This window comes from Croceibacterium selenioxidans (assembly GCF_018599195.1).
Lineage (GTDB): Bacteria > Pseudomonadota > Alphaproteobacteria > Sphingomonadales > Sphingomonadaceae > Croceibacterium_A > Croceibacterium_A selenioxidans.
On sequence record NZ_JAHFVK010000001.1, the window covers coordinates 1184638 to 1201081 of the forward strand.

The window sequence follows — 16444 nt, forward strand, 5'->3', positions numbered from 1 at the left end:
GGAGGGGCAAGCGGCGCATCGCTCGCCCCTCCCCCATGCTTCGCCTGGTCTCCCTCCCCATCGCCTTGCGACAGGGAAGATTTTCCCAATCTACTGCAGTCCCAGAAACTCGAACGGCTTGCTCTCCTTGAACTCAGCCGTCGCGTTACCCGAAAAGGTGTGATCCTGGTTCGGTCCGAGGTCGAGCGTCTTCACCCGGCCGGTTGCTTCCGAAAAGTCTATCCCCTTCAAGTCGACCCAGAACGTGTTCGGCGTCAACGCGGACTCGAAGAAGTAGAGCTTGCGTTTGTGGTCGAACACCGTCCGCCAGCGCGTGGAGGAGATGTTTGGCTCCTCCGGGGTGGTCAAGCCATAGGGCACCGACGTGTTGCGAATGACGCTGAACACGCTCGCCAGCGCACGGTTCGGGTCTTCGTCCTTCGGAATGGCGTTCACATAGAACGAGGCCCGGGCGAACCGATCCGCCGCCCGGTTGGTCCCCGGAAGCATTACCGTTCCGCCGATCGTCTCCCAGTAGCGGTTGATCGCGAGTTGATCGTCGAACGTCGGGGAATTGGTCATCACCTGATACTGCCGGCCGTGATGAATGACCTGCTTGCCGTCGATGTATTCGACAATAGCGCTGTCGCCAGAGGCGTCGGATAGCGACAGGTGAACCGTCGTCAGCCGCTCCTCGCCGGGAATGTTGTCGGTGACGATGGTAAACGGCTCCTTCTCCAACGCCGCGACGGCTTCGGCAACACTGGCGAAGTTGTCGAGCGCGTACTGAGCCCAGGCGGCGATGGTGAGTCCGGGTTTGCCCGTGCCATCGAAGTGGGGATATTCGGATTCGACCAGCCATAGGAGGTTGGCCTCCAGCCCGGCCTCGTTGACGCCGTCGGTGGTCGAGACATCGTAGCCGCTGACGATCACGCTGCCGTATTTCGCCTTCCAGCGGATCGAATTGGGGCCAGCCTGGCCGCTCCGCTCAATTCCGCGAGGGAGGATCCACAAGTTGCTGAGGATGTCGCTCTTCCAGTCCATCGACCGGGCCGTGATCACGATGTCGTTGGCGCCGTGATAGACAATCCGCGTACAGGCCGCGGCCGGAATAGCGGATGACAGGAGGAGGGTGGAAATAAGGCCCGCCTCGAACAAATGGCTCGAAAACTGAGTCAGACCCATGAATTATCCCGTGCGAGCGCTTCCCGTGCGAGCAAAGCGCGTGATCCCCATCGAAGCCTTAAGCCTTGACCCCCCGACTGGTTCCGCGCCGGAACCCGAGCGCGCCGCCGCGGTTGGATGGTTCCGACATACGAGGGTGCTTCATGAGATCATTGCTTGCGATAAGCCTGCTGACCGCGCTTGCGGGCTGCCAGGGGGAGAAGGCTCCGTCCGAAGCCCTAGCCACCGCGGGGGCAACGTCGGCCCCGACGGCCTCGACCGATACCCCTTCTCCGATGGTGTCTCCCGTCGACGCGAGGCCAAACATCGAACCCGAGGAGGACAAGTGCGGTGCCGGAAAGCTCGATCGCTGGTTGAATGTCCTGCCGACCGACACGGTCAAAGCAGAGATCGTCAAGGCAGTGGGTGAGCGGGTGATCCGATACTACGGGCCGGGCGATGCTCTTACGATGGATTTCAGCGAGGAACGGCTGAACGCCGAACTTGGCGAAGACGGGCGGATCAAGCACTTTCACTGCGGCTAGGTGTCTTCTCTCGAGGAGCGTCCGTTACGCTTCGGTTCCCGGTGGACATTGCGAAGCAGTCGCGTCAGATTGCGCGCAAACAACCCCCGGGGAGACTCTTCATGCGTAAACTGACACTTACCCTCGCCGCCGCCGGCGTCGCGGCGCTGACCATTGGCACCTTGCAGGCCCAGGGTGGCGCGATGCAGCCGCCTGGAAAGATGGATCCGAGCCTGGTTCAGGCCGGAACTTATGCGGCCGACCCCAACCACTCGCTGGTGGGTTGGCGTGTCAACCACCTCGGATTCAACGATTATTTCGGTATTTTCGGATCGGTCTCCGGCACATTGTCGATCGATCCGGCGGCCCTGCAGAATGCCAAGGTCGACGTAACGATTCCGGTTGCGCAGGTGACCACCGCCAGCGCGGGTCTGACCCAGCACCTGCTCAAGCCGGCTGGCGATAATGGCAAAGCCGATTTCTTCGGTGCGGCGCCGGCGCCGGCGCGCTTCGTATCGACCAAGGTCGAAGTGAATGGCACCGACGCCAAGATTACCGGTGACCTGACCCTCAACGGCGTAACCAAGCCCGTCGTGCTCGACGCCAAGTTTACCGGTGCCGGCAACGCGATGATGCCGCCGAACAAGCTGACTGTCGGCTTCGAAGGCGAAACCACGATCAAGCGCTCCGACTTCGGTGTCTCGTACGGTATTCCGATCGTGTCGGACGAAGTCGAACTCGACATCACTGTCGCCTTCGAAAAGCAGTAGGCCTTCGCAGATACTTCGGCGGGTTCGGGCGGGCGGCAGGCGCCTTTCCCGGATCTGCCGGAGGACTGAGGGTGGACATTTGGTAACCATTCGCGCATAGGCTCGCCACGATGAAACGTCGCGAGCTCCTTTCGCTGCTTCGACTTACGCGCCCTTAGGCGCGTCTTTGGCCTGCGCGTCTAGCGCGGGCACACGCCTAAGGGTTTTTCGAACCACCAATGGTCGAAACGGCGCCGCGGCTCTTGCCCAGCGGCGTTCACGCGATAAGGCACGAACATGAGCATGCTTAAGGAACCGGGCCGGAAATACAGGCCCTTCCCCCCCATCAACCTGCCGGACCGGCAATGGCCGAACCGTACCATCACGCACCCGCCGCGCTGGCTCTCGACAGACTTGCGAGACGGCAACCAGGCGATCGTCGACCCGATGGACGCGGTGAAGAAGAACCGCTTCTTCGACCTTCTGGTCCAGGTCGGGGTGAAGGAAATCGAGATCGGCTTCCCCGCTGCCGGACAGACCGAATTTGATTTCATCCAGGAACTGGTCCGTTCGGGCCGCGTCCCTGACGACGTGACCGTCCAGGTCCTGACCCAGGCCCGTGAGGACCTGATCAAGCGCTCGTTCGAAAGCCTCGAGGGCGCACGCACGGCAATCGTCCACGTCTACAATGCCGTGAGCCCCGCCTGGCGCGAGATCGTCTTCCGCATGAGTCGGGACGAGGTGAAGCAGATCGCTATCAACGCCGCCAAACTGCTGCGCGACGAAGCGGCCAAGCGTCCCAACACCGACTGGCACTTCGAATACTCGCCGGAGACCTTTTCGACTGCCGAAATCGATTTCAGCCTCGAGGTCTGCGAGGCGGTAATGGACGTGCTGCAGCCGACCAGCGAACGTCCGCTCATCCTCAACCTGCCGGCAACGGTCGAAGCGGCGACACCCAACATCTACGCCGACCAGATCGAATACTTCTGCCGCAACCTGCCCAATCGCCAAGCGGCGGCGATCAGTCTGCACACCCACAACGACCGCGGCACCGGTGTCGCCGCGGCCGAACTCGGCCTGATGGCGGGCGCCGACCGCGTCGAAGGCTGCCTGTTCGGCAATGGCGAGCGCACCGGCAACTGCTGCCTGGTGACGGTCGGGCTCAACATGTACACGCAGGGCATCGACCCAGGGTTGGACTTCTCGAACATCGACGAGATCATCGAGACTGTCGAATACTGCAACCAACTCCCCGTCCACCCGCGCCATCCCTATGGCGGCGAACTGGTCTTCACGGCCTTTTCCGGCAGCCACCAGGACGCGATCAAGAAGGGCTTCGAAGCGCAGGACCAGCGCAACGACGAACTTTGGCGGGTGCCCTACCTGCCGATCGATCCGGCTGATCTGGGCCGCAATTACGAGGCGGTCATCCGGGTGAATTCGCAGTCGGGCAAAGGCGGCTTTGCCTGGGTGCTGGAGCAGGGCCAGGGGCTGAAGCTGCCCAAGCGCCTGCAGGTCGATTTCTCGCGCCACGTTCAGCGCATGGCCGACGAGTTGGGGCGAGAGCTCAACTCGGACGATATCTGGGCGAGCTTCCAGGACGCCTATTTCCTCACCGATCAAGGCGCGACGTTTGAACTCGTCGACTACGAAGAATCTCGCGGGCATGACGGAACGCGTCTGTTCAGCGGCACGATCACCGTCGCCGGCAAAAAGCAAAGCGTCAGCGGTCGCGGCAAGGGGCTGGTCTCATCGGTCCTCGCAACGCTGCAGCAAACCTTTGGGCTCAACATCGAGGTGCTCGACTACACCGAACATGCGCTCGGTAAGGGTACCGATGCGCGGGCTGCAGCCTATCTCGAGTGCGCGCTTCCCAACGGCAACGTAGTTTGGGGCGTCGGTATCGACCAAGACGTGGCGACGGCAAGCGTTAGGGCCATTCTCAGCGCGGCCAACGCCGCTGTCGCCGCCGAGGCCTAGACCGGAACCAACGGAACGTGATGGTCCGGCAAGTGGTGAATGGCGATCGCGTCGCCGGGACGGACTTGGCCGCCCCCCAACACGATCGCCATGACCCCGGCCTTGCGCACCAGCGCACCGTCCGTCGCCCGCCCGAGGACGGCGGCCATGGCGCCGGGCGCGATGTTGTCGTCGATCTGGCGGCAAGGATTCCGCAAGCCCGTGAGTTCGATGATCGCCTGCCCGCCCAGGAGCAACTGGGTGCCTGTCGATAGGGACAGCAGATCGATGCCGGTCGTGGTGACGTTCTCGCCCAACATGCCCGCGGTCACCTCGAACCCGCTCGCGGTCAGTTCGCTGAACAATTCGGCATGGATGAGATGAACCTGGCGCAGATTCGGCGCGCCGGGCGTCGAACGGATTCGCGAGCGATGCTGCACCGTCGTTCCGCAGTGAGCATCTCCGGCAACCCCCAAACCCGGCAACAAGGTAATGGACATGCTTGACCGCTTGGCGAAGCGATGCTCGGAATCTCGGGCAACCGCGATTATCCGCGACATCGTTTCCTAAGCCTCCGCAACCACCAGGGCACTTCCCGACCATAATTCTTCAGCCAGAGTATCCAGCGCGGTGAAATCGGGCCAGCTCTGCACCGGATCGAGCCGATTAAGTCGTACCGCCGGCCGCCTGTCCTGAAGCAATCGCCGCCGGAGCGCTCGCTGAAGTAGGTCGATCCGCATCAACGCCTGGCTTCGTGCCGTCTCCGGAGAACGGGGCCGCAATCGGGACCAATCCGCCTCGATCTGGCCGACGCGATCCATGACCATCGAATTGTAGCTGCGATGCGGCCCGCGATGGAGCGGCAACCCGAGGCGCAAAGCGGATTCATGCGTTGCCGGAAGGAGCAATCCGTTCCGCCGAAAATCATCGAAGGAGGGCCGTATCCGGCCAATGGCATCGAAGAACCTCTCGAAAGTGCGACGTGACAGGAGTTGACAGGGGAGCAGATGGTGTCGCTGCATGCCTGATGCATAGCCTGGATGGCCCCGGCGATTGACTGCCCTGAATGGCAGGCGATGGCGAAGCATCGTTCCCTCCTCTCACTGTTTTTTGCGTTGGTAGATTGGTTAGCTTTTCTCCACGTTAACAAGGCGATGATCAGGGGAAGGCGTGAGGCGCAAGACGTCGCCATCGGGCCCGGTAACCGTTTGCGGCTGTGTTAGACGACCATGCTCCACCAGCCAGTGGGCCAAACGCAGTGCGGCTTTGGGCTGACGAGTGGCCTGCCCCACCTCCGCCTCTCTCAGGCTCAGTTCCTGGCCGGTGAACAGGGCCAAGCCATCGCTCAAAAAACCGCCGTCCGGTGCGGAAACGAGTCCCGCCAGGCTGAACATCGGAAAAGGGCCCCCATCGGTCCAGCTCTGCACAGAACTCCGAAATTGCTCTGGGGCAGACCAACAGCCCGCCGGGTGCCAGGCGACCGCCCGCACACCGGGAAGCCCCGCCAAGCGTCCCGTAAGCCAAGCGAGCGAGCGCACGATCGGGAGCATCGCTTCGCCCCCGGCAAGATGAGGTCCCGGCAGCAAAGTTATCGCTTCGAGTTCCTCGGTCGCCATCTGAGGGGGCAAACCATAACAATGGCGTTTGGCAGGGGTTGTTGAAGGAGCACCCGGTTTCAGGCCCGTGAGATCGAAAGTCAGACCGTTGGCGAGCAACTCCAGCCAGTCGGCTGGAGGAGTCCCCGGCGCTTCAACCGAAAGGAGTTCGGTGACTCCTCCACTCTCCGTCGGATTAAAGCTTATCGAGAACTCTCTGCAACCACGAGACAGCTCCGCGACTGCGGCTGCGTCTGGTCGCTCTCCTGGAGTAAACAGCAGCGAAGCCGCGCTTACCGGGCTTGGGACGTCGGCTTTTTGCAGGGTCGTAATCAAAGTGTCTCATCTCAATATCTTCAACGCCACTGTGGCGGGAAACCTCGCGAAGATCGAGTCTGCCGCGAGGAGATGTCTCGGGATCGGATCATTTGCCCGACGACGTCGCGGATCCATGCGCGAAGCGCCTGTCGATTGCCTCGGTGCGGCGCTTTATAGCGGCGGGTCCGTGGTCTAGGCATCTCTTATGGCAACCCGTCCCGCAGTCTTCGGCGTCGAACGCTCCCTCACTGGCAAAGCCTGGCGCTGGCGCGGCGGCAACATGGAGCTCGGCGGGGGCGCGGCCGGGTTGGAAGACGACATCGTCACTCAGCTACTGCTGGCCCGCGGGGTCCCGCGCGATGACCTTGCGCGGCACAGGAGCCCGAATCTCCGCAGTTTCCTCCCCGATCCATCGATTTTCAACGACATGGATATCGCCGCGGACAGGATTGCCGAGGCGGTGCTCGCGAAAGAATCGGTTACGGTTTACGGCGACTACGATGTCGACGGCGCCACCAGCGCCGCTTTGCTGATCCGACTGTTCCGCATGCTCGGCCACCAAGCGCGGCACTATATCCCCGATCGCCTGCTCGAAGGCTACGGTCCGAGCGGTGAGGCGTTGGTGCGGCTCGGCGCGGAGGGATCGAGCCTGGTGGTTACCGTCGACTGCGGCGCGATGGCCTTCGACGCTCTTGCCGCGGCCCATGCGGCCGGGATCGACGTCATCGTGGTCGATCACCACAAATGCGCCGCGGAACTCCCGAGAGCGCTAGCCCTGGTCAATCCCAACCGCCTGGACGAAAACGACACGGCAGCGGCGCATGGCCACCTGGCGGCGGTGGGTGTTGCATTCGTCCTGGCAGTAGCCGTCGTGCGGACTTTGCGCCGACAGGGTTTCTTCGCGCGTCGGGGGGAACCTGACCTCATGTCGCTGCTCGATCTCGTCGCCCTGGGTACCGTGGCCGACGTGGCGGCGATCCACGGTCTCAACCGTGCCTTCGTCGCGCAGGGCCTCAAGGTCATGGCCCGGCGTGCCAATGTCGGGCTGTCCGCCCTGATCGACGCAAGCCGGCTCAATCGGGCCCCGAGTTGCAGCGACTGCGGTTTCGCCCTCGGGCCGCGAATCAACGCTGGCGGCCGCGTAGGAGAAGCCACGCTCGGCGTTCGGTTGCTGACCACGGAAGACCCCGATGAGGCCCGCGAAATCTCCAACCAGCTTTCGCAACTGAACGACGAGCGGCGAGGCATCGAGTTCGCGGTGCAGGAGGCGGCGGAAGCGGCCATCGATGCGCAGCATAACCGTGCGGTGCTGACCCTCTCGGGTCAAGGCTGGCATCCGGGAGTCATTGGCATCGTTGCCGGCCGAATCAAGGAAAAGACCGGCAAGCCCGCTGTGGTCATCGCACTCGATCCCGACACCGGCCAGGGCAAGGGCTCGGGCCGTTCGATTTCCGGTGTCGACCTTGGTGCGGCAATTATCGGGGCGCGCGACAGCGGTCTGCTGGTCGCCGGCGGCGGCCACGCCATGGCGGCGGGTCTGACGGTAGAGGCGGATAAGGTCGAGGCTCTGGGCGAATGGCTCGACGAGCGACTCTCGGCCGCGGTTGCAGCTGCGTCGCTCGACCGTTCCACTCTGCTCGACATTTCGGTAACGCCGCGCGGGCTCACGCCTGAGCTGGTCGAAACGCTGGATAGCGCAGGGCCTTTCGGAGTGGGGTGGCCCGGCCCGCGTGTCGCAGTCGGGCCGGTGCACCTCATCAAGGCAGACGTTGTGGGCGACGATCATCTGCGCCTCGTCGCTGGCGGCCAGGATGGCGGCTCCTTCAAGGCGATCGCCTTCCGCATGGCGAGCAGCGAACTCGGTCAAGCGCTGCTCCACGGCGCCAAGGGCCGTCGCCTGTGGTTGGCAGGGCGCGCCAAGATCGACGATTGGGGCAGCCGCCGCCAGGCGGAACTGCATCTCGAGGACGCCGCCTGGGCGGATTAATCGCAAGAGTTGTTTTTTGCTTCGGAGCGGGCTTGACCGCGCCCGCAGCCCCAACTAAGTGCGCGCCTCGCCTTCGGGCGTGGCCCCTTCGTCTAGCGGTTAGGACGCGGCCCTTTCACGGCTGAAACACGGGTTCGATTCCCGTAGGGGTCACCACCGAAGGTGCGATGCCGACAGGCATGGCCCCTTCGTCTAGCGGTCAGGACGCGGCCCTCTCACGGCTGAAACACGGGTTCGATTCCCGTAGGGGTCACCACCGTAATCCACCAGCGACCCTAGATTTCGACCCTGCGTCGGCGAGGAAAATCGTCTCCGTCACGGCACTTCCATCGCGGCGGGACAGGCTCTATGGCGACGCCATGATCCTGGTCATCGACAACTACGACAGCTTCACGTTCAACCTGGTCCACTACCTGATGGAGTTGGGCGCCGAGGTTGAAGTCGTCCGCAACGACGCGCTTAGCACGGGCCAGGCGTTGTCGAGCGGAGCCAAGGGCTTCCTGATCTCGCCCGGCCCCTGCACCCCCAACGAAGCGGGCATCAGCCTCGAACTCGTGGCTGCCTGCGCCGATGCGGGTCGGCCCTTGTTGGGCGTGTGCCTCGGCCACCAGGCGATCGGCCAACACTTCGGCGGACGCGTGACTCGCGGTGGCCTCATGCATGGAAAGACCTCGCCCGTTACTCACGACGGGACGGGCCTCTTCGCCGGTCTGCCCTCGCCCTTCATCGCCACACGCTACCACTCGCTGATCGTGGAAGACATTCCTGAGACCCTGGTGGTCAATGCTCATAGCGAAACCCCGGGGCTCGACGGTTCGGCCGTCATGGGCTTCCGCCATCGCGACCTGCCGATCCACGGCGTGCAGTTCCATCCGGAGAGCATCGCCACCGAACACGGCCACGCGCTACTGGCCAATTTCCTCGAGATTTGCGGCATCAGGGCGAAAGTCCCGGCGTGAACGCCTTGCCCCCTGTCGATAGCCCGCTCGATGAGAGCGAGGCCGAAGCGGCGTTCGGCGCCATGCTCGACGGCAAGCTGTCGGACGAGGACATCGCACAGTTCCTGATCGCGCTCTCCGACCGTGGTGAGACAGCGGCAGAGATCGCCGGCGCCGCGCGCGCCATGCGGGCGCGTCTCGTACCGGTTGTGGCCCCGGCGAACGCGATCGACGTCTGCGGCACGGGCGGCGATGGTCACCACACGCTCAATGTCTCCACCGCTGTCTCGCTGGTCGTCGCGGCTTGCGGCGTGCCGGTGGCGAAGCATGGCAACCGCGCGGCCAGCTCGAAAGCTGGCGCGGCAGACACGCTCGAAGCGCTCGGGCTGAACCTAGACCGGGCGATGGAAACGGCCGAGGAAACACTGGCAGACCTCGGAATCTGCTTCCTCTTTGCCGGCAAGCACCATCCTTCGATGGGCCGGATCATGCCGATCCGCCGGAAGCTCGGTCGTCGTACGATCTTCAACCTCATGGGTCCGCTGGCCAACCCGGCCAACGTCGGCCGCCAACTGGTCGGCATCGCCCGGCCCGCTTACGTGCCAATCTATGCAGAGGCGTTGGCCCGGCTTGGCACCGAGCACTCGATGGTCATCTCCGGCGACGAGGGCCTCGACGAGCTCAGCCTCGCCGGCGGCAACGAAGTGGCTGAGGTGCGAGGGGGCGAAGTGCGGATGAAGCGGGTAGAACCCTTGGAAGCTGGCCTGGCGCTGGCACCTATCGATGCCATTCGTGGCGGTGATCCCGCTCATAACGCTGCAGAGCTCGGCAAGCTTCTCTCGGGCGAGCCCGGCCCCTATCGCGACGCGGTCTTGTTCAACGCGGCCGGGGCGTTAATCGTCGCTGGCGAGGTGAATACCTGGACCGAAGGTGTCGAAGAAGCGGCCGAGGCGATCGACAAAGGCCTGGCCAAAACTCTGCTCGATTGCTGGGTGGCCCACACGAAATGACCGACAAGCTAACCGAGATCTGTGCCACCAAGCGCGACGAAGTGGCCGTGCGCAAGACGCTGGCGACTTTGGACGACCTGGACCGCGCCGCCGCCTCCGCATCGGCTCCGCGCGGGTTTTACGCCGCGCTAGCTTCCAAGGCAGCAGCGGGTTTCGGCTTGATCGCAGAGATCAAGAAAGCTTCGCCGTCGAAGGGTCTGATTCGCGCCGATTTTCGCCCCGCCGAACATGCGGTCGCTTACGAACAAGGCGGGGCCGCGTGCCTGTCGGTGCTGACTGATGCGCCCTATTTTCAGGGCCACGAAGACTACCTGATGGACGCTCGCGCGGCCTGTACCCTGCCCGTGCTGCGCAAGGACTTCATGGTCGATCCCTGGCAAGTCGCCGAAGCTCGTGCGATCGGCGCCGACGCGATCCTCATCATCGTTGCAGCCTTGGAAGATGCCGTAATGGCGGAGATCGAAGCCGCGGCTCGGGAGCGTGGCATGGACGTACTGGTCGAAGTCCATGACGAGGTCGAAATGGAGCGGGCCGCAAGCCTGCGGTCGCGGCTTATCGGCGTCAATAATCGCGACCTGCGGACTTTCCGGACTGACCTGGGCACTACCGAGCGTCTGGCAACGCTCGCTCCTGAGGGTACGCTCCTCGTCGCCGAGAGTGGCATCAACCACCACTCCGACCTGGAACGGCTCGCGCATAGCAGCGTCCGGTGCTTCCTCGTGGGCGAAAGCCTCATGCGCCAGCCCGACGTGACCGCGGCCACCCGAGAGCTGCTGGGGACCTGACTTGGCCGCCGAGGTCGTCGTCAACGACCTGATGCAACGCGGGTATCGCTACGTCCGCACGCGCCCGATGGGCGAAGACTTCGATTCCGATTTCCAGCCAGATCTGACCCCTGCCGAGATGCTCGAACTTGGGGTGTTCTGCGGCAAATACATGACCGATTGCCGGGCTGAGTTCCCAGCAGCCTGGTTCACCAAGGCCAAGCTCGCGGATGCCCTGCCCGATTGCTCACTGAACTACTTCGGCGTCAGAGCGGGTAGCTCACTCAGAGTCTGGCGCGAAAAGGGTTGGCTCCACGCCGACGATCCGCGCGGATGGTTCCAGTGGTATTGCCGCTATTACTCCGGACGCAGACTTGACGGCGAGGACGAGCGGCAAATCGCCCGTTGGCGCGCCTTCCGTCGGCACGTGCGGCAAGTCGAAACACACTGCGAGCCCGGAGATCCGTTCTGCCGCCCTCGCCAACGCCAGGCCCTCTTGCAGTGGGCTTATGACAGCCGGCGGATATAGGCATTCACACGATTGGCGTTTGTCCACCGAGTGGCGTAAACATCCTCACGGGTTATCGGGGGAGAATGGTAATGGGCGGCATCTTTCATCTGGTCATGAAGACCGTCAGCACGCTGTTGGGCGTCCTGATGATTTGCATGGGTGGCATCTGGGTCCTGCAAGGCCTCAACATCGCCTTCCTCGACAGCTTCATGGCGAACGATCCGCAATGGGCCGTTTATGGCGCGATCCTCGCGCTGTTCGGTGTCGGGCAGGTGTACTGGAGTGCTACTCGCCCTCGTTGACGAGCGGGTCTGTCCTACTCGTCCCAGTTCTGTCATGGGCGGGACCGGATGAACAAGCTCACCCATCTGGATTCGCAAGGCCAAGCCCGCATGGTCGACGTTGGCGGCAAGCCGCAGACCGCCCGCAGCGCAATTGCGGCCGGACGCATTCTTATGTCGGCAGAGGCTCTCACGGCGATCCGGGAGGGCAGCGGGCCCAAGGGCGACGTGCTGGCCGCGGCGCGCATCGCCGGAATCATGGCCGCCAAGAAGACCGGCGAGCTCATCCCGCTGTGCCACCCACTGGCGCTCGACGCGGTCACGGTCGACTTCACGTTCGAAGGTGACGGCATTCGTGTTACCGCGCAGGCCTCGCTGACCGGCAAGACCGGCGTCGAGATGGAAGCCATGACGGCCGCCGCAATCGCCTTGCTCACGATCTACGACATGGCCAAGGCAATCGACAAAGGCATGGTTATCGGGGAAGTTCGCCTCCTCGAAAAGACCGGCGGCAAGAGCGGCGCGTGGAGGGCCGAAGGCGCGGGCGAATGACCCCGCCGCTGCCCTTGCTTGAGGCGCAACGCCAGCTCCTCGCGCTTGCCGTGCCGCTTGGACCGGAGACGGTTCCGGCGGAACAGGCGCTGGGACGATACCTCTGGGATGATCTGAGTGCCCGGCGAACGCAGCCGGCGGCCGACCTTTCCGCCATGGATGGCTATGCCGTCCAGGAACCTCTCGTAGGTCCCTGGCGCCTTGTTGGCGAAAGCGCCGCGGGCCGCCCGTTCGAAGGCTCTCTGCAGACCGGGGAAGCCGTGAGGATCAGCACCGGCGCTCTGATGCCCCGGAGCGCCATCGCCGTCCTGTTGCAGGAGGAAGCGCACCGGGATGGCACCAGCCTTGCCGTGTCACCAGATGGCGAGGCCTCGGCCCGGCATATCCGCCGCAAGGGTTTCGACTTTTTGAACGGTGATACGGTCCTTGAAGCCGGTACGCGCATTGGCCCGGCGCAACTCGCGCTCGCGGTTTCGGCGGGACATGGCGGCGATGGCCTGGAGGTGGGCCGCCTGCCCCGTGTCGCCGTGATCGACAACGGTGACGAACTGGCGGTGGAAGCGGGCAAGTGGGATGACCATCGCCTGCCCGCCAGCAATGGCGCAATGATAGCCGCCATGGCGCAATCAATATCCGTTTCGGTCGATCGGCTCGGGCCCGTGCCCGACCGCAGGGAGGCGCTAGCCGAGGCGCTGGCAGCGGCGAAGGGTGCCGACGTGATCGTTACGTCGGGCGGCGCTTCGATCGGGGACCACGATCTGGTGAGGCCCGCGCTTGAGGAATGGGGGGCCTCGATCGACTTCTGGCGCGTGGCGATGAAGCCTGGAAAGCCGCTGCTTGTCGCGCGCAAGGGTGACGCCTTCGTCCTCGGGCTGCCGGGCAACCCGGTGTCGAGCTACGTCACCGCCTTCCTGTTCCTCCTGCCGCTCCTGCGACGACTCGCGGGGGCGCGCCACTCCCACTCCTTGCCAGTGCGGTTTCAGGCACGAACCGCCGCGCCACTACCGCCGGGAGGTCCTCGACTCGAACTCATCAGGGCGCAACTCGTCGGGAGCCTTGTCACCCCACTGGGCCAACAAGATTCGAGCGGATTACGCGCCCTGGCCACGGCCAACGCCCTGATAGAGCGACCGATCGATGCGCCGGCCGCCGCTGCAGGAGATGACGTATCAGTCTATTGGCTCCAAAATGGAGGGATGGGTTGACGCGTTCGCAAGAGTTGCTTAATTGTTCCTTGTTCGTTCCGAAGTGGAACATTTGAGGGAGAGCGCCTCCATGTTGACGGCCAAGCAGCACGAGCTTCTTCGTTACATCCAGGTAAAGCTGGAGGAGACCGGTATCTCTCCCTCGTTCGAGGAAATGAAGGAAGCCCTGGACCTGAAGAGCAAGTCGGGGGTCCATCGCCTGATATCCGCGCTTGAAGAGCGGGGCTTTATCAGGCGGCTTCCGAACCGGGCCCGTGCGCTCGAAGTTTTGCGTCAGCCGGAAAACGTGAGCTCCGCGACGACTCGAAGCGCGTCCGCGAACGACGTAATCGGCCGAGTTCCTCCCCCAGCTTCCCGGCCCAAGCCGGCCAACGACGTGATCGAGATTCCCCTTCACGGCCGAATTGCCGCGGGTGTTCCAATCGAAGCGCTCGAAGGTCAGGCGACCCTGCCCGTCCCGGCCGCACTTCTAGGTGCAGGAGAGCACTATGCGCTCGAGGTGTCGGGCGACTCGATGATCGAGGCCGGCATATTCGATGGCGACTTTGCCTTGGTGAAGCGCACTGACGTTGCGCGGGACGGTGACATTGTCGTGGCGTTGGTTCGCAATGAGGAAGCGACGCTCAAGTATCTGCGTCGCGAGAACGGCATGATCCGCCTCGATCCGGCCAATGGCGCCTATGATCCGCAAGTCTATCCGGCCCACGAGGTTCAGGTTCAAGGCAAGCTGGCCGGGCTGCTGCGCCGTTATCACTGAGTTGAGGCGGCGCTGAACCTATCTGCGGTCAGGAGCGCTTCCCCGCCACCATCCATGGCCTCCTTGGCTGTCGGCGACGCTAGTGACTTGCTTCCCGTCCAAGATGATGGCCAGCCCGCCCGTTTCGCCAAGCAGTCGCCTGTCGGCCTTCAGCCAACGAGGCCGGCAGCTTGCCGGAAGCCGGCGGTCCGAAACAACTACGTCGGCCCGCTCACAGGCCGCGGCGAGTGCCCGCTCGGTCACGACCTCTCGGCTTCGGCTCATGAGGATATGCCACTCTCGCCGCCCTCGCCGAAGGGTGACAACGCAGAAGTCCCGACTGCACTGGGCTCCCGGCCACTGATCTAGCGAAACCGTCCGGCCTGCTACTCCCGCCAATTCCAGCAGGTTCTCGCGGGCGAAATCGCTCCGGGATTCGCGCAGTATGAGCAGTTGATCGCCCTCCCCCGTTATCCCGACATGCCGCCCGTCGCCCGAGATAAGCAGGTCAGGAATGGGTGTCGCCATCAGCAGTCCAATTGCGGCGAACGTTGGGAGCAGGCTCAATAGCCTTGCTCGACCTCGCCACAGCGCCAGCCATAATCCTCCGCCCACGAAGAGCGCGAAGGCCAGACCACTCATCTGCGGCATCAGCTTGACCGCACCCGGTTGCTTGGCCGTGAAATGCGCGACGTGCAGCAACAATTCGAGCGATTGTCCGGCAAGCCACCAGGCGGGCGCGCCTGCTTCCACAAGATCCAGGACAAGCGCCAAGGCAATCAGCGGCATCGACACGAAGGTCACGAGCGGGATTGCGATCACGTTGGCCAGTGCGCCGTAAAGGCCAGCCCTGTGGAAATGGAACAGAACGATGGGCGTCAGGGCTATTTCGATTACCAGGCCGGTTACCAACAGCATCAGGGCGCGACGCAGACTCCAGGCGAGCCAGCTTTCCTCGCGCGGAGCCAGAAAGGCGCGCACCGGCGCGGCGCTGTGAAGGGCTACGATCGCAACCACGGCGGCAAAGCTCATCTGGAAACTCGGCCCGGCCAAGGCTTCGGGCCATACCAGCAGCACCGCGATCGCCGTCACGGCCACCATTCGCATCGAGAGGGGTTCGCGTCCAAGCGCCAGGGCAACGAGCACAAGAACGGCACCGACACAACTGCGCACCGTCGGTACTTCGGCGCCAGTCAGGAGGGTATACCCCACTCCGGCCAAGGCCCCCGTTCCCGCGGCCACCAGCGGCAGACGCACTCGCAGCGCCAGCCAGGGCCACAAGGCGAACAGCTTGATGGCAAGGAAGTAAGCCGCCGCTATCACCGCACTGACGTGCAAGCCGCTGATCGACAGTAAGTGTGTAAGCCCGGCGTCACGCATGGCCTCGTCATCGGACGCTGCGATAGCACCCCGGTCCCCGCTGGCGAAGGCAGCCGCGATCGCCCCCACGGAACCGTCGAGGCGGGACCGGACATGCGCCGAAAGGGACCGCTGCAAAGACGCCAGCGGCGCGCCGCCATCCGCCTTCTCAAGCAGTTCAATTTCTCCCTGTATGCTGCCCGTAGCGGCTAATCCCTGGAACCAGGCGACGCGAGCAAAGTCATAGCTTCCGGGCAACAAGGGCGATTGCGGCGGCATGAGCCTGGCTCGGACCCGCAGCCGTGCTCCCTCATGCAGTCCCGTCAAATCGCGATCGAGCGGAACATTGAGCCGCACCTTTATCGCCCGCGTCCCTCCCGGTTCGCGAGTAGCCAGAACGAGACGAATCCGCTGTTCTGCGGGTTGCTCCATCCGCTCAAGCACCCGGCCCTCGATGGTCGTGGAGACCGGGCGCGGCAGGGCCTCGGCGCCGATCACCGCCGACCGCGCCCAAGCCACCGAAAGGCCCAGCGAGAAGAGCACCGCCATGCCGATAAGAGCCGCAAGCAGGCGAGTACGCCGCTCGTTCAGCCGCCAAAGTGCGACCGCTCCGAGGGTGACGATCAGGCTCAGGAAGAGAGCCGACAGCCATTCAATCGGCTGGTCCAGTACAAACCACGAGGCTATTCCCGTACCGAAAGCAACGGCAAGCCAGGGCCCCCGATCGAACCCGGCGCGGGCGAGAATAGCCTCTGCCGCATCGCCCGCGCTGGACAAGTTTGCGCGTATTCGCCAAGGCGACCGCTGCAA

At 63.8% G+C, this 16444-nt stretch carries 17 protein-coding genes and 2 tRNA genes; 14 read left to right on the forward strand and 5 right to left on the reverse strand.

Annotated elements, in window-relative coordinates; all coding sequences use genetic code 11:
- Positions 1-90: 90 nt before the first annotated feature.
- Positions 91-1164, reverse strand: coding sequence for a linear amide C-N hydrolase (locus tag KK137_RS05745; RefSeq protein ID WP_214535211.1), 1074 nt, complete (start codon positions 1162-1164; stop codon positions 91-93).
- A gap of 143 nt (positions 1165-1307) precedes the next feature.
- Here KK137_RS05745 and KK137_RS05750 point away from each other — a divergent pair, with 143 nt between their 5' ends.
- From KK137_RS05750 to leuA, 3 genes are all read left to right on the forward strand, one after another.
- On the forward strand, positions 1308-1688 hold the full coding sequence (locus KK137_RS05750) for an I78 family peptidase inhibitor (protein ID WP_214535212.1): 381 nt from the start codon (positions 1308-1310) through the stop codon (positions 1686-1688).
- Positions 1689-1789: 101 nt separating this feature from the next.
- A complete protein-coding gene (locus KK137_RS05755; protein WP_214535213.1) occupies positions 1790-2437 on the forward strand; it encodes a YceI family protein in 648 nt (215 codons plus the stop codon).
- Between the two features lie 276 nt (positions 2438-2713).
- Positions 2714-4399 (forward strand): 2-isopropylmalate synthase, encoded by a 1686-nt coding sequence (leuA, locus tag KK137_RS05760; RefSeq protein WP_214535214.1) that lies wholly within the window; start codon positions 2714-2716, stop codon positions 4397-4399.
- Here the strand turns inward: leuA and KK137_RS05765 are convergent.
- The 3 genes from KK137_RS05765 to KK137_RS05775 form a co-directional block, all read right to left on the reverse strand.
- Positions 4396-4878, reverse strand: a complete 483-nt coding sequence (locus KK137_RS05765; RefSeq protein WP_214535215.1) for an MOSC domain-containing protein — start codon at positions 4876-4878, stop codon at positions 4396-4398. The two genes, leuA and KK137_RS05765, sit on opposite strands and share 4 nt — an antisense overlap.
- 66 nt (positions 4879-4944) lie before the next feature.
- Positions 4945-5466, reverse strand: a complete 522-nt coding sequence (locus tag KK137_RS05770) for an AHH domain-containing protein (protein ID WP_214535216.1) — start codon at positions 5464-5466, stop codon at positions 4945-4947.
- Between the two features lie 39 nt (positions 5467-5505).
- The gene (locus KK137_RS05775) at positions 5506-5772 is read right to left on the reverse strand and encodes a hypothetical protein (RefSeq protein ID WP_214535217.1); all 267 of its coding nucleotides are present in this window, start codon (positions 5770-5772) and stop codon (positions 5506-5508) included.
- Positions 5773-6496: 724 nt separating this feature from the next.
- On the opposite strand from KK137_RS05775, the gene recJ reads away from it, so the two are divergent.
- The 11 genes from recJ to lexA all read left to right on the forward strand — a co-directional run bounded on the left by recJ (position 6497) and on the right by lexA (position 14296).
- Positions 6497-8278, forward strand: coding sequence for a single-stranded-DNA-specific exonuclease RecJ (gene recJ, locus KK137_RS05780; protein WP_214535218.1), 1782 nt, complete (start codon positions 6497-6499; stop codon positions 8276-8278).
- A gap of 81 nt (positions 8279-8359) precedes the next feature.
- Positions 8360-8434: transfer RNA gene (locus tag KK137_RS05785), tRNA-Glu, on the forward strand.
- A gap of 25 nt (positions 8435-8459) precedes the next feature.
- A tRNA-Glu gene (locus tag KK137_RS05790) sits at positions 8460-8534 on the forward strand.
- Between the two features lie 103 nt (positions 8535-8637).
- Entirely contained in the window at positions 8638-9237 is a 600-nt protein-coding gene (locus KK137_RS05795) for an anthranilate synthase component II (RefSeq protein ID WP_214535219.1), read from the forward strand.
- Complete coding sequence (gene trpD / locus KK137_RS05800; RefSeq protein ID WP_214535220.1) at positions 9234-10226, forward strand: anthranilate phosphoribosyltransferase; 993 nt, start codon at positions 9234-9236, stop codon at positions 10224-10226. The genes KK137_RS05795 and trpD overlap by 4 nt, the downstream gene beginning before the upstream one ends.
- On the forward strand, positions 10223-11011 hold the full coding sequence (trpC, locus tag KK137_RS05805; RefSeq protein WP_214535221.1) for an indole-3-glycerol phosphate synthase TrpC: 789 nt from the start codon (positions 10223-10225) through the stop codon (positions 11009-11011). Before trpD ends, trpC begins: the two co-directional genes overlap by 4 nt.
- Before the next feature lies 1 nt (position 11012).
- Positions 11013-11519, forward strand: coding sequence for a hypothetical protein (locus KK137_RS05810; RefSeq protein ID WP_214535222.1), 507 nt, complete (start codon positions 11013-11015; stop codon positions 11517-11519).
- A 71-nt stretch (positions 11520-11590) separates the two neighbouring features.
- A complete protein-coding gene (locus tag KK137_RS05815; protein ID WP_250893597.1) occupies positions 11591-11803 on the forward strand; it encodes a hypothetical protein in 213 nt (70 codons plus the stop codon).
- A gap of 48 nt (positions 11804-11851) precedes the next feature.
- Positions 11852-12334, forward strand: coding sequence for a cyclic pyranopterin monophosphate synthase MoaC (gene moaC, locus KK137_RS05820; RefSeq protein ID WP_214535223.1), 483 nt, complete (start codon positions 11852-11854; stop codon positions 12332-12334).
- Positions 12331-13539 carry a molybdopterin molybdotransferase MoeA gene (locus tag KK137_RS05825; protein WP_214535224.1) on the forward strand — a complete coding sequence of 403 codons (1209 nt, stop codon included), beginning with the start codon at positions 12331-12333 and terminating at the stop codon, positions 13537-13539. The genes moaC and KK137_RS05825 overlap by 4 nt, the downstream gene beginning before the upstream one ends.
- Positions 13540-13609: 70 nt before the next feature.
- Positions 13610-14296, forward strand: a complete 687-nt coding sequence (lexA, locus tag KK137_RS05830; protein WP_214535225.1) for a transcriptional repressor LexA — start codon at positions 13610-13612, stop codon at positions 14294-14296.
- Between the two features lie 18 nt (positions 14297-14314).
- On the opposite strand, the gene KK137_RS05835 is transcribed toward lexA, so the two are convergent.
- Positions 14315-16411 carry a ComEC/Rec2 family competence protein gene (locus tag KK137_RS05835; RefSeq protein WP_338027984.1) on the reverse strand — a complete coding sequence of 699 codons (2097 nt, stop codon included), beginning with the start codon at positions 16409-16411 and terminating at the stop codon, positions 14315-14317.
- Positions 16412-16444: the final 33 nt, after the last annotated feature.

Coding starts and splice junctions, on each gene's coding strand:
- KK137_RS05745 (WP_214535211.1), bottom strand. CDS start 1,164: ATGGGTCTGACTCAGTTTTCGAGCCATTTGTTCGAGGCGGGCCTTATT.
- KK137_RS05750 (WP_214535212.1), top strand. CDS start 1,308: ATGAGATCATTGCTTGCGATAAGCCTGCTGACCGCGCTTGCGGGCTGC.
- KK137_RS05755 (WP_214535213.1), top strand. CDS start 1,790: ATGCGTAAACTGACACTTACCCTCGCCGCCGCCGGCGTCGCGGCGCTG.
- leuA (WP_214535214.1), top strand. CDS start 2,714: ATGAGCATGCTTAAGGAACCGGGCCGGAAATACAGGCCCTTCCCCCCC.
- KK137_RS05765 (WP_214535215.1), bottom strand. CDS start 4,878: ATGTCCATTACCTTGTTGCCGGGTTTGGGGGTTGCCGGAGATGCTCAC.
- KK137_RS05770 (WP_214535216.1), bottom strand. CDS start 5,466: ATGCTTCGCCATCGCCTGCCATTCAGGGCAGTCAATCGCCGGGGCCAT.
- KK137_RS05775 (WP_214535217.1), bottom strand. CDS start 5,772: ATGTTCAGCCTGGCGGGACTCGTTTCCGCACCGGACGGCGGTTTTTTG.
- recJ (WP_214535218.1), top strand. CDS start 6,497: ATGGCAACCCGTCCCGCAGTCTTCGGCGTCGAACGCTCCCTCACTGGC.
- KK137_RS05795 (WP_214535219.1), top strand. CDS start 8,638: ATGATCCTGGTCATCGACAACTACGACAGCTTCACGTTCAACCTGGTC.
- trpC (WP_214535221.1), top strand. CDS start 10,223: ATGACCGACAAGCTAACCGAGATCTGTGCCACCAAGCGCGACGAAGTG.
- KK137_RS05815 (WP_250893597.1), top strand. CDS start 11,591: ATGGGCGGCATCTTTCATCTGGTCATGAAGACCGTCAGCACGCTGTTG.
- moaC (WP_214535223.1), top strand. CDS start 11,852: ATGAACAAGCTCACCCATCTGGATTCGCAAGGCCAAGCCCGCATGGTC.
- KK137_RS05825 (WP_214535224.1), top strand. CDS start 12,331: ATGACCCCGCCGCTGCCCTTGCTTGAGGCGCAACGCCAGCTCCTCGCG.
- lexA (WP_214535225.1), top strand. CDS start 13,610: ATGTTGACGGCCAAGCAGCACGAGCTTCTTCGTTACATCCAGGTAAAG.